Raw genomic sequence first — 13,150 nt, 5'->3', positions numbered from 1 at the left:
GAAAATTCCTGAAACTTAATCGATCATGGCATTGGAATTCTAATTCAGGATCGGACAGTCCATACCATGCTTGTAACAACATGGATCGTACAACAATGAGTTCATCGGTATGGGGACGACCCCCAATGATGTTGTTATCCTGGAATACACTTTCTACCAATGGGATAAATGGTTTCCAATCGATCTGTTGTTTCATTAATTCAAGTCGATCCCCTAGTCCTTTTACTTTTTCATATTGTTGTTTCATGATAAAATGATTAAAACTCATTCTTCCATCTCTCCTTATGTATAGGATATGGATGATGATTAGATATAGGTTTCTATCAGGGGTTTTTTCAAAACCCTCTATTATTGGAAAATTTTTAACGCTTTATATCTTTTATTTTTATCTTTTTTATCAGAGATTTTTTTAAGGTATTCCTTTTTATTCCTATTTATGTTTTTGATTAATCTGGAAAAATTCCCGTAAGAACCAGTCGGATGCGGTATTCCTACCACAAAATGCTCTGGGAAACTCAATGCACAGAACTCAAATGCTATATTCCCCACGCCGAAAATCGTATACGATGGGAACAGCTCTATTTCTCTCCTAAGGTAAGTGTCTATGCAGGTCCTCATGGTCTGTATCGGCACAACCCCGTTCTTATGTGAGCTCTGGCATTTGGCTAAATCCGTCCAGACTATCGGACCGTCAAAACCCAGCATCGATATCAGCTCTCTGAGATTCGAATAATACTTGAGATTCTTGACCTTATCATCCCAATACTTTTTTACAGACTCGTAGGTATTGTTGTGGTCAAGATAGAACTCCTGCTCACGTTTTTTTGCTTTTCCAGGGTTCAAACCGACCACTACGGAGCCGTTCTTACCTTTTCTATGCTCAAAAATCAGGCATCTGGGAAGAATTCCCTCCCGAGGCTTGTTCGTGACTCCTTCACAGTGATATTTGCAACCGACGAGCCTCTTACCTATGTCGTCGATTTCCAAGGCAGATGCCGTCATTTTACATCCTCAAATCTACAATTTCATAGTATTATTTCTAAACTTGAAAACTCCATCCGGTAACTTGATTATATGTGTAATACGTATTCGATGTTGTTTCAATAAACGTGTCGGTTCCATCAGCATATTTAACTTCCACGATAGCATGGTTAACAGTTTGTGGGCTAGTCATATGATAAGCATCGCAATACCAAATATAAACGCTCAAACCATAATGTGCCCTATTTTCGCCTGCTTTTAACAAACTGGCCACCAGAATTGTGGTATCACCACATTGTCCTCGTCCCTCAGTCATTGTTTCAGCAGGCCAACGATAAAAGTCCCCCAGCCCAGAACCATATGTGATGATCTGATCTTTAAAATTCACAACTTCTTGAACGAATTGTTTATCTGTTTTTCCATCGGTAAAGCCTGAAATGACATTTGTAAAAAAATCTGGCTGAACATATTCCCTCAAATCCTTAACGGTATATGTTTCCCCTGTGTTCGTATTTGAAAGAGATAGTGATGCAGTTGGTTCGGGCCAATCTATGTATGTTCGATATGTATCAACAGGCATTGTCCATTCTGCAATAGTTCCATCCAAATTACGAAATCGCCAGTGTATAGTGCCATTCTGAATTAAGGTGGACGGAGCATATAAAGTATGATATGAATCATATAAGTTGTTGTAATCGGTTTGCAGAGTGTTGTAGTTACTTTGCAAATTATTGTAGGTGATTTGAAGCTGGTTATAATTGTTTGTTGCTGAATTGTATTTAGATTGGAGTGAATTGTAAGTATCTTGTAGATTATTATAGTCGGTTTGGATAAGCGCATATCTATTTTCTTCATATGAGAGCATAGTTAGCGAAATAGTAGAGATTAAAACAATCAAAACTACAGTGATAATAGCAAGTTTCTTTCCTTTTTTCAATTCGGTATGTTTTGGAGTAACATCTGCTTTTTCGGTTAATTCTCCAATAGGTTGTCTTTCTACTATTTTACTTGATTTATTTTTATTATATTCTCCAATACATTTATCGTGAATAGCAATTTTATTTTGTTTATCTAACCAAGTATATCTAACTGTAAATACTCCAATCTTTTTTCCACAATATTCACATCTTACCATCCTATATCACTGCAATTACAAAACAATCACAAGCTTATAAAATCTCAGATAATAGACGTTAATCTAAACTTTATAAAAAAGATTAGCTATTTATTCAATACCATAAAGATAGGATGGATTCTATCTGGTTTTTCTTGGTTTATCCCAATACGGACTTTTACATTTTGGACAGACATTAGGATAGTCTCCCTTATTTCGCGGTATCCATGTGTGTCCACATCGCTCACATTTGTACCCTTCAAGCATCACTTTTGCCATCGAATCAAACTATATTACTACTAGTATATAACTATTGCTCATAAGGTATTTAAAGTATATTACTATTAGTATATTACCAATAGTAATAGTCAAGGGTTATTTCGACGCTCTCCCTTGATAGGAAATCACGAATGCCAGCAAGCAAACAAATCTCCACGGAAACCATCGAATTGGAGATCTATAAAAACTTCGAGACATTCAAAGAACAAAAGAACATCAAAATAGCTGATTTCCTAAAAACATTCGATGCATCACTATTCCAAACACACAAATACCGTAAGATTAAGTTCCCTTACGAATCACTTCTCAAACTTATTTTATTCCAGAAATTGAAAGGAATAAAGTTCCATACAAAACTCACAAAATATCTTAAACGTAATCCATCTGAAAAATTCAAACTAGGTTTTACCGAAACACCAGACAGAACGCAAATTGGTTACTTTGTTAACCATATCCTTGATGATGAAACAAAGGAGCTCATTGATTTTACAGTATCAAAGATTGAAGAAATCTCAGAAAAGTTCGGCATACTTCTCGATGTTAAAACATTTCAAATTGAGAAACCAGAAAAAGAAACAAAGGAACGTAACCAATATTACCAGAAAAACGACAAAGTCAAAGAGATATGCAGATTGTTCAAGAAACGGTTTGCACCATTCATCAATCTAAACCTGAAAAATAATACACTCTACAAGAAAAATCAGTTCATCGACCTAATAATCCATTTGGGAATGACCAAGGACTTTGCAGAGAATGGCAGTAAAACCTACAAAGAGCTACGAGGAGAAGACAATCCTGATGCAGACACGTTATTGTATCATCTGAAAAACTACACGAATTACAAAGATCTTCATCGAATGTTTACCACTCTATTTGAGATTGTTTGGGAGATGGCTAGAACAGCAAACCTTTTCGACACGAGGAAACGATATGATGTAGCTATTGATTTTACAGAATGGTACTTCTATGGTGATCGTGGTGCTACGATGGTTGTTGGTAAAGCACCTGAACGTGGCGCATCAAAATGTTACAAATTTGCGACTATTAATATCGTGGAATCTGGAAAACGATTTACATTGCTTGCATTACCTGTTGGACCATTTGATAAAAAAGAGGATGTTCTTAGGATACTTTTAAATTATGCTCTGGAAAGAATCAAAATACAAAGAGTATATATTGACCGAGGTTTTTGTGACTCATATTCGATCAAAACATTCAATAGTCTACATCTGAAATATCTCATGCCTTGCTCCCATTATTCAACAGTTAGGGATATATTAAAAATCACTTCTGCACCTTCTATTATAACTGATTTTGAGATGAAGGATGTCAAATTCAATTTAGTGATCGTTGAAGAGGAAGATAACAACGGAGAAATCGTGAAACGAGCATTTGCTACTAACGAACAGTTTGAGGAGAACGATGTTAGTTTAGCTGAAAGATTATTTCTTCTTTATGGGAAACGTTGGGGAATCGAATCCAGTTATCGAGTAAAGAAGCAGTCCTATCTTCCTAAAACGACATCGAAGAACTACCTCATTAGATTGTTTTATTTTATGTTCTCAGTTTTGCTTTACAATCTGTGGATTCTTGCAGACATTTTAATTTGGCTTGCTTTGTTTGGTGAAGTCAAAGAAGATCATCTTATCACATCAAAATATTTTGGAACTGTACTCTATACGATTGACCCTGGGGGCTAACAAGATATTATCCAACTTGTTTTTTAAACTTTTAAATTAGTGTAAAAACAGATTTCTATCCACTGTTTTTTGATTTTTAAACATGTTTTTCTCCTGTAAACTTATTGTTTTTCTCCATATGACTCTTGTTATAATGACCATAAGCACTAATTTTTTTAGATCTAAGCTCTCCCAATCCTACATTCGGAACTACTGAAAAGACCCAAATGTTTATGAGCATCTTTCCTATGCTAGTTGGGTAAGAGTGATGAAAATCACGCGAGCGCTGATCAGCGTCTCAGACAAGACAGGTGTAGCTGATTTTGCTAGAGGATTATCTAAACTTGGTGTAGAGATAATATCAACGGGTGGTACTGCTACTTTTTTAAAAAAATTAGGGGTTAAAATCAGAGAGGTATCAGATGTCACTGGTTTCCCTGAGATGCTTGATGGTCGGGTTAAAACACTACATCCAGTTATCCACGCAGGTATCTTAGCAAAAAGAAAAGAAAAAAAACATATGGATACACTAAAAAAACATGGTATTAAAACAATTGATTTGTTGGTTTGTAACCTTTATCCTTTTGAAGAAATAATCAAAAAACCAAAGGTATCATTGGAGGATGTTATAGAAAACATAGACATAGGTGGACCCTCACTCATCAGAGCCGGAGCAAAAAACTATCAGGACGTAATTGTTTTAACCAATCCAAAACAATACAACAATGTTTTAAAGACTCTCAAATCAAAAAAAGATTTAGACAAAAAAGAAAGAGAGAAACTTGCTATAGAAGCTTTTACACATACAGCTCAATACGATGCTATAATATCTAAATATCTTAGAGATAGGTTAACTGATGAGATGCTACCAGAGAATAACAATATAGCGATGCGTAAAATACAGGAGATGAGATATGGTGAGAATCCTCATCAGAAAGGAGCTTTTTACAGGGTTTTACCAGAAATAACAGAGCCATGTATATCAAATGCTGTTCAACTCCAGAGGAAAAAGTTATCCTATAATAATATCCTGGATTCTGATTGCGCGATTGAATGCATAAAAGAATTCCCTGATAAACCTGCTTGTGTGATAATAAAACATGCTACACCATGTGGCGTAGCAACCTCAGATGATCTTTTACATGCTTGGAAGGACGCCTACGCTACTGACACTTATTCTCCTTTTGGAGGTATAGTTGCATTCAACAGAAAGGTAGAAAAAAATGTAGCAAATGAGCTTTCTAACCTATTTTTAGAAGTTATAATCGCACCAAGTTTCACTAGAGAAGCCTTAGCATTATTTGGTAAAAAGAAAAACCTGAGACTTCTTCAAATAAAAGGTTTAGATAAAAAGATAAAAAGACATGGTATAGAGTATCGCAGCGTAGTAGGAGGAGTCCTGGCTCAGGAGCGAGACATCTGTTTTTCAGATAAAAAAGACTGGCGTATTGTAACAAAAAATAAACCATCCCGAGAAGATTTGATTTCAATGGATTTTGCAGTAAGATGCGTTAAGCATATAAAATCAAACTCAGTTGTTTTCGTAAAAGGCACAAGAACCGTTGGTATTGGTGGTGGACAAACATCTCGTGTGGATGCAACGTGGATTGCAACATACAAAGGAAAAGAGAATATTAAAGGGTCTATAATGGCGAGTGATGCCTTTTTCCCGTTTAGAGATGCTGTGGATGTAGCTGCAAAAGCTGGTGTAAAAGCAATTATTCAACCTGGTGGATCAATCAGAGACGAAGAAGTTATTAAGGCTGCAGATGAACATGGTATATCCATGGTTTTTTCAGGACAGAGATATTTTAGACATTAAAAATTAATTTAAATGCTGCCCAGCATCAGAAACTGGCTCTGTACGCCATGGATAAATATGAGAAATCCCAGTGAAAAACGCTTTCCAACCATTGAATATAACAGTGTCACTGCCTTTGATATCCCTAATTATTAATGGATTTTCACTAAATGGTCTATTTAAAATAATTTTTGGCCCTTGAGGATTTCCCCACCAGTTTTTGCGCAGATTTAAGAAAGAAAATCCTATGATTTCTACACCCTCATTATCAAAATTGTTTGCGATATTATTGTCTGTTATCTGTACGAATCTAGCAATATATAAAACTACAGGATGGTGATTGTTTGAAAAATTGCAATGATTTATCTTTATTCCCTGAGAACGATAACATTCAATAACTAAAGCACCAGTAGGATAATAAGGAATATCAAAAACAAAATTGTCAATAAAATCACAATAAGAAATCTCATTGTTATCCATTTGAAATCCTTGCATTTGCACTCCAAACATGGTCAAATTAGCAAATTTACAATTTCGTATACTATTATTCACTGTATCAAACAATTCTATTCCTGAACCCATATCAAAAAAAGATACAATTTTCAATTATATTATCTGAAAAATCCTCAATTTTTATACCTGCACCACCATTTTGAATTGTAAAACCAGAAATTTTTACAAAATCTGAGTCAATAATAAAACCTGTAAAATTACCACTTGGTCCTTGAATAATTGTAGTATTTGTATTCTCTCCTTGAACTGTGATAGATTTATTTACAAAAATCCATCCAGAATATGGAGATGAATCATCATAAACAAAAACTGTATCGCCATCAGATGCATTATCAATTGCATCCTGAATCCGAGTATAATTATCAGGACCTGATCCCCCAAACATATAAGGTATTTCCACGGGTATTAATTGGCATATATGATTCTTCAGTACCATTCGAGACACGTTTCTCTAAAGATAAACTTCCAACTACAGCTATGATATTCATTCCAACGAACAGAACAACAGTAGCAAAGACCAATACTTTTACAAAAATACTATTTTTCATCTTACTTTCCTCCCTTATACACTATACAAATACACAACAAAATATTTAAACCTGTATCCTAAAAAGGAGAAAAAAAAGCGAGGCTAAACTTTCTTTAAATAGAAGCGCATATTCGGTAACAATGCAATTCAGCGTAAATAAAAGAGACGGACCCGCAAGAATCGGTGAACTAACCATAGAAGATAAAATAGTCACTACACCAAATATATTATTTGTAAATACATCTAGATTTAAAGCACCAGATTTTGCAGATATCCTCATAACAAATAAAGATCTGAAAACAAAAAAACCGATGATAAAAATCTTAGAAAGTATGTTTTCATCTCATCAACCTGAAGATGAGAATAATCTCAAGATTTCCAACTACTTGTTTTACCCAAAGGATCTACCAAAAGATGTACACGTCTCCGCAATAAAACTATACAAAAAAAAGAAAACAGAATGCTACATAATGCCTGCAAACAGAGAAATAATAGACACTGCATTGAAAAACAACCATGCTTCACTTTTTGTTGTTGCAAATGCATCACAACTTCTCCAACAGCAATCGAAATTTGTAGATTTCATAGTAGAAATAAGGGAAAAAATAGGTTACCAAAAAATGTTGTACCTCCCATGTGTAGGCGACCCATCTATCTTTGCTTTACTTACATACTTGGGAATAGACCTTTTTGATTCCATATCTGCGATTCAAGCATCTAGAAACAATTTTTTACTTTTCTCAACAGGACACCATAGTATAGATGAGATGCAAGAACTACCATGCAGTTGCCCATCTTGTAACAAATATAGGGGTAAACCATCTGATATGAAATTCCAACAAATACTAGATCACAACTACTATGCGATACATACCGAGATAAAACAAGTTAGAAACGCAATTCATTTAGGCTGTTTACGCGAGCTTGTTGAAACAAGAATCAGAATAAACCCTGGGCTTACAGCGATATTAAGAAATCTCGACTTTAATCACTATGATTTTTTAGAAAAAAGAACGCCTCTGGTGCGTAGCAACCAACTTCTTGCTACAACAAAAGAATCACTACATAGACCTGAGATAAGACGATTCCAAGAAAGAATAATAGACAGATACCGTAAACCAAAATCCACTAAAATACTGCTATTACTTCCCTGTTCCGCAAAAAAACCATACTCGTTTTCCAAATCCCATAAACTATTCAGAGAAAAACTCTACAGTTTGAAAAACCCACATATTGTCCACGAGGTGATAATCACATCACCATTAGGTATCGTCCCAAGAGAACTAGAACTAATCTATCCTGCATCCATGTACGACATCCCAGTGACAGGTGTCTGGGATGAAGACGAAAAAAAGATGATTAGAGAATTACTAAAAAAATATCTAAAAAATAACATATACGAAAAAACCATTGTTCACCTACCAACCGCAGTAACAATGTTTCTAAAAGATATCTTGAAAAATCCTATAAAAACTTGTGTTGATGATAACCCAACCTCAGAAGAATCACTAAAAAAACTGTTAAATGTTTTAAAGAAAACAACAGACACGCTAGAAAAAGTAGATGCCAGGACAAGAAATAAAGAAAACCTGGAATCATTTGCGTCATATCAATTCGGCAGAGAAACAGCAAAAAAACTAATCTCTGACTGTGACATAAAAGGAAAATACCCTGAGCTAAAAATAACATATAAAGATAGACAACTAGGTATGATCACACAACAAAGAGGACTGATATCGCTAACACTATATGGAGCCAACAGGTTATTGGAACCAAAAAATTATTGGGTTGAAATATACAGCGATTTCACATTATTAGGATCAGTCTTCGCACCAGGAATAAAGGATGCAGACGAATCGATCAGAATCGACGACGAAGTAGTTGTACTAAAAAACAAAAAACTATGCGCAGTTGGTGTAGCGTTGATGAATGGAAAAGAAATGAAAGAATCCACGCATGGCGAAGCCGTAAAAATAAGACACAGATTCTAGATCTTATTTAAGTTTTTATCTACACCACAATAAGGACAAGAATACACACACACATCTTGATACAGATCAGCGCCCTCAGCCCAAATAGTCACCCCTTCACCACAGTTACCACATTGTAGATTAACACCAACAGATTTCTTCTTAGGTATCTCTTCTTCCACACATTTAGGCAAAGGCAAAACCAAACCAACTGCTCCACAATCAGGACAGGTCATCTTAAACGGTTTTTTGTTATTATGCCTTGATTTTTTAATAGCAAAAATACCATTACAACTCGGACATTTAAAATGACACAGTCTACCCTTAAGGGTTTTCTCAAACTCCTCAACAGTTTTTCTTTCCAAATATGATTTCCTGGATCTTGAGATAACAAAAACAGCGAAAATGAAAACAACAACAGCGTACAACCCTACCATAAAAATAACTCGCCCTTGGTCAAAAACCACATCATATATCGATAATATGAGAATGATTAAGCCTAGCAGTACCACCAAAAAATAAAACCACGATATGTTTCTCATTTTATAGCCTCCTTCTACCATAAATAGATAGCAAGACCGCAAACACGAATAATATTACAACAGCAAACAGATAAAAACCACCTTCTTTGATTCTATATGCAGCGTTTTCCATGAAAATATTCTTAACAGGGTTTGTACCAATCTGGTATTCCTTAAGGTTAGTGTAACCATCACCATCTTTATCGTTTTCCGCATCAAACTGGTTCTCTGGGTCAAAACCGTATTTTTCCTCCCACCAATCAGGCATACCATCGTTGTCTCTGTCATCAATATTTGTGCTTACCCAAAACACCTTGTTTTCTGTCGTAACTTTGTTTCCAGCCTGGTCTTCAACCTCTATCTTGAATCTATATCTACCTATCTCGTTGAAAACTTTTTTGTAAGAATATTTACCATCAACAAGATATTTCATTGTTTTATTTTCTTTACCACCATCTGGATGAACAATGGTTACCTCAACTTTTTCTATACCAATATTGTCTGTCGCTATACATATTATACTAACATATTCACCTGGTTTTTGTATGAATGGCTCTGAACCAAAATAAGATATAACAGGGGAAGTATTATCTTTAGTTATAACAAAACTACCTGATCTGTTCACCTTGTTCGAGTATATTGATATATCCACCACCTGAATTATAAACTTGTAGGTGCCGACAACAAGTGTTTCACCGAACACATAACTATATATGTCACCACTTGTTCTAACCATACTGTTTGTATAGGTTTTGTTCTCGGGGTTTTTTATATCAATAGAAACAGATTTCAAACCAGTATCATCAGTTATCCTAGCTGTTATTGTAACGAAACCACCCTGCTCCTGAGAAGCTGGTGAAACAACAACATCTGATATAACAGGTGGTTTTCTCTCTATGGAACCGATTTTCAAAGTCGAGGTAGCTGGCATCTGGTTATTAACTATGTTTGTATCCCTCTTTGTACTGTTCATGATGATTTTTACACCAACTATCCATTCACCTGGCTCAGCGTAACCCCAAATCAAACTAACTTTTTTATTCTCATTAACAGAAACACTAACCAGGGATGTTGATACAAGGTTAGAGTAACTCATACTACCACTAGACGCGGGTTCAAGATATAAACCAACTGTGTAGTCAATAGCCGCTCCCTCACCCATATTAGATACAACAGCATTTATCTCCACTCGGTCACCCTCCTTAAAAGAATCTGTTGGCAGATCTACGCTAACAACCGCTAGATCAGGTAAACCATAAACAATCATGTATTTTGTAAAATCATTATTCAACTCGTTTGACTCGTCTATATTATTATCAGGATCCACCTTTATCGTAACATTGTATCTACCAGTTTTGTTAGCTTTCCAAGTGAAACTCACGTTATTATATTTATTCTTCAACATGGTGAGACCATTTGAATCATTTGAATAAACAAATAGCTGGTTATCTATGTCATATATAGAAAGTGAAACATTAACATTATAAACAGTAGCATTATAGCTGAAAACACGAGCGACAATAGACACAGTATCATTTTTATAAACCTTAGGCGAGGTAGCTGACCAGTCTGTAGAAAGAATAATATCAGTAACCTTCAGATCTGGTTTGCCAACATAAAACTCGTTCTCTGTGACAGATGTAAAACCTGCCTTATCCTTGCTTGTAACCCTGATAGTCCAGTTGCCCTCTAAATCAAAAGAAAAATCGTTGGAGCTCCAACTAACATTATTACCAACATTGTTTAGATAAAGTGTGAAATTAGGGGTCTCATTAGCAGTCAAGAAAATATATGCGGTAACGTTATCAGCCTCTGCCATAGTGGTAACATTAATGTTTATCGGGTTAGAGATAACAGTGTAGCTACCATCAGCAGGTTGGATAATATCAGCCCACCATCCGCCGATGGAACTAGAATAACTCAAAACAGCATTACCAGATGGTACAATACTATCTGTTTCATTCAAAACAGTTCTAACACCAGGGTTACTTTTAACATCGAAATAGATACAATAATATTTTTCGTCAGAAGTCGTTGTTGTTTTCCATAAAAGTGTACCATTCGCATTATATTCTTTGTTAAAACCTGTGGTTTCATTAAACTTAAAAGTTTTTACCTCAGGATCTGAAGGAATGCTCCCATCAGAGTTATACCTAACAATTCTAATGGTATCGTTTTCAAACTCCTGCGGATGAATATCCAAGGTTTTTATAAACTGTGTAAAGTTAAGAGCAACTGAAACATTACCACTACCTTTTACTATAACAAAATATCTGTAATGCCAGCTACTATTCCACCAAGCCAGAAAACCAACGTCTATAGACACATCTTTTTTATATTCATCATGTATCACACCATCATGTCTAATCTTTATACTTAATGTTTGGCTTCCAAAACGTTTAGGAGTCCATGTAAAATGAAAAACATACGTAGCGTCTTTGTCCAAACCACCATCTTTGGATAATGTTTTAATCTCACCCTCCTTGTTTGTGCTCAATGTCGCGTAGATTGTTTTGTCTGTTTGTTTACCATTGTTTCTTACAGTCGCATAAATATCAGCGGTTTTATTTACACTCAAAGTGTTAGGAATACTAACATTAATTATTTTCAGATCAGTGTTTCTTTCAACAACATTTATGAACTTGTCCCACACATTGTTATTTTCGTTACTCTCATCTATCTTATTTTGATAGTCAACTATTACTCTAAGCAATCTTTGGGTTTCACTACCTAAACTGGCATTCCAACTAAAATTAACAAAACGAGAGGCACCTACAGCCAATCCCTTTGATGTACTATTCAAGGTTAATGTACCATCAATGTATAAACCAACTTCTATGGATGTGTCTGCAGAGATATTTTTTGTGCCCTTGTTTCTGATTTTAACAACAATTTTTACAGCATCCCCTTCTTGGACTGTCAGAGGACAAGACACGCTTTTTATAACAAGATCTGGTTTAGAATCAGCAGTAACTAGAGAAGAAGTATTAAAGAAGTTAAATGATAATAAAAATACTAGAAGTATCACACAAATTTTTCTTTTATAGTTTCTAAGATACTCTGACATATCAAACCCTCTTCCTCTTACTACTAAACCCCAGACTCACAAATTCATAATTTATATTTATTACGTTGTATTTCAAGGTTTCTATTTATTTTTAAAATAATTAAATGTTATATAATATACACAAGTAACAGCATAAATTATAAAACAAAATCACAGTTAACAGAAACACGGGCACGATATATATGAAACCAGATATACACAAATCAAGTTTTGTTGCAAAAACCGCTGTTATTATAGGTAACGTAAAAATCGGTAAAAACTGTGGTATATTCCCAAATGCTGTAATACGCGGTGACGAAAACTCTATTAAAATAGATGATGGGTCAAACATCCAAGATTGTTGTGTTATACACTGCGACAGAGAACATAGTGTCAGGATAGGAAAAAATGTTTCACTTGGACATGGTGCAGTCATCCACGGAGCAACTATCGGCGACGATTGTATCATAGGTATAAACGCGACTGTGCTGAATGGAGCAGAAATTGGGAGAGGCACTATTATTGGTGCTAACGCACTTGTCACAACAGATATGAAAGTTCCTGAAAACAGTTTAGTGTTAGGTATCCCTGGTAAAATAATTAAGCAAGACAAAAAATTTGCTGAGATGGCACGTTCTAACGCAGAGATTTACCAGAAACTAGCAAAAGAACATATGCAAGGAAAGCACCTGGTTTATAACAAAAGATAAACAAAGA

The 13,150-nt window shown here is 35.1% G+C and carries 12 protein-coding genes; 4 read left to right on the top strand and 8 right to left on the bottom strand.

Annotated features, from left to right (window positions below; genetic code table 11):
- From QHH19_01020 to QHH19_01010, 3 genes are all read right to left on the bottom strand, one after another.
- Nucleotides 1-268, bottom strand: a 268-nt coding sequence (locus tag QHH19_01020; GenBank protein ID MDH7516920.1) for a transposase, incomplete at its 3' end; no start/stop codon positions are given.
- A gap of 80 nt (nt 269-348) precedes the next feature.
- Entirely contained in the window at nt 349-1,002 is a 654-nt protein-coding gene (locus QHH19_01015) for a hypothetical protein (protein MDH7516919.1), read from the bottom strand.
- A 37-nt stretch (nt 1,003-1,039) separates the two neighbouring features.
- Nucleotides 1,040-2,116 carry a hypothetical protein gene (locus QHH19_01010; protein MDH7516918.1) on the bottom strand — a complete coding sequence of 359 codons (1,077 nt, stop codon included), beginning with the start codon at nt 2,114-2,116 and terminating at the stop codon, nt 1,040-1,042.
- 389 nt (nt 2,117-2,505) lie between these two features.
- Between QHH19_01010 and QHH19_01005 the strand changes: the two genes are divergently transcribed.
- Together QHH19_01005 and purH are read left to right on the top strand one after the other, a co-directional pair.
- Nucleotides 2,506-4,074 carry a hypothetical protein gene (locus QHH19_01005; GenBank protein ID MDH7516917.1) on the top strand — a complete coding sequence of 523 codons (1,569 nt, stop codon included), beginning with the start codon at nt 2,506-2,508 and terminating at the stop codon, nt 4,072-4,074.
- A 247-nt stretch (nt 4,075-4,321) separates the two neighbouring features.
- Nucleotides 4,322-5,875, top strand: coding sequence for a bifunctional phosphoribosylaminoimidazolecarboxamide formyltransferase/IMP cyclohydrolase (gene purH / locus QHH19_01000; GenBank protein ID MDH7516916.1), 1,554 nt, complete (start codon nt 4,322-4,324; stop codon nt 5,873-5,875).
- Between the two features lie 3 nt (nt 5,876-5,878).
- On the opposite strand, the gene QHH19_00995 is transcribed toward purH, so the two are convergent.
- The 3 genes from QHH19_00995 to QHH19_00985 are packed head-to-tail and all read right to left on the bottom strand — an operon-like array spanning nt 5,879 to nt 6,915.
- The gene (locus QHH19_00995; protein MDH7516915.1) at nt 5,879-6,460 is read right to left on the bottom strand and encodes a right-handed parallel beta-helix repeat-containing protein; all 582 of its coding nucleotides are present in this window, start codon (nt 6,458-6,460) and stop codon (nt 5,879-5,881) included.
- On the bottom strand, nt 6,438-6,752 hold the full coding sequence (locus tag QHH19_00990) for a NosD domain-containing protein (GenBank protein MDH7516914.1): 315 nt from the start codon (nt 6,750-6,752) through the stop codon (nt 6,438-6,440). Before QHH19_00990 ends, QHH19_00995 begins: the two co-directional genes overlap by 23 nt.
- A complete protein-coding gene (locus QHH19_00985; GenBank protein ID MDH7516913.1) occupies nt 6,730-6,915 on the bottom strand; it encodes a hypothetical protein in 186 nt (61 codons plus the stop codon). Before QHH19_00985 ends, QHH19_00990 begins: the two co-directional genes overlap by 23 nt.
- Nucleotides 6,916-7,036: 121 nt before the next feature.
- Here QHH19_00985 and arcS point away from each other — a divergent pair, with 121 nt between their 5' ends.
- Entirely contained in the window at nt 7,037-8,887 is a 1,851-nt protein-coding gene (gene arcS / locus QHH19_00980; protein MDH7516912.1) for an archaeosine synthase subunit alpha, read from the top strand.
- Here the strand turns inward: arcS and QHH19_00975 are convergent.
- Together QHH19_00975 and QHH19_00970 are read right to left on the bottom strand one after the other, a co-directional pair.
- Entirely contained in the window at nt 8,884-9,408 is a 525-nt protein-coding gene (locus QHH19_00975; protein ID MDH7516911.1) for a hypothetical protein, read from the bottom strand. The two genes, arcS and QHH19_00975, sit on opposite strands and share 4 nt — an antisense overlap.
- 1 nt (nt 9,409) lies before the next feature.
- Nucleotides 9,410-12,454: a CARDB domain-containing protein gene (locus QHH19_00970; GenBank protein MDH7516910.1), complete on the bottom strand. Its 3,045-nt coding sequence runs from the start codon at nt 12,452-12,454 to the stop codon at nt 9,410-9,412.
- Nucleotides 12,455-12,636: 182 nt separating this feature from the next.
- Here QHH19_00970 and QHH19_00965 point away from each other — a divergent pair, with 182 nt between their 5' ends.
- The gene (locus QHH19_00965; protein ID MDH7516909.1) at nt 12,637-13,143 is read left to right on the top strand and encodes a gamma carbonic anhydrase family protein; all 507 of its coding nucleotides are present in this window, start codon (nt 12,637-12,639) and stop codon (nt 13,141-13,143) included.
- Nucleotides 13,144-13,150: the final 7 nt, after the last annotated feature.

Source organism: Candidatus Thermoplasmatota archaeon (assembly GCA_029907305.1).
In the GTDB taxonomy this organism is placed as follows: domain Archaea; phylum Thermoplasmatota; class E2; order DHVEG-1; family DHVEG-1; genus JARYMC01.
This window is presented reverse-complemented; position numbering and strand designations above follow the sequence as displayed.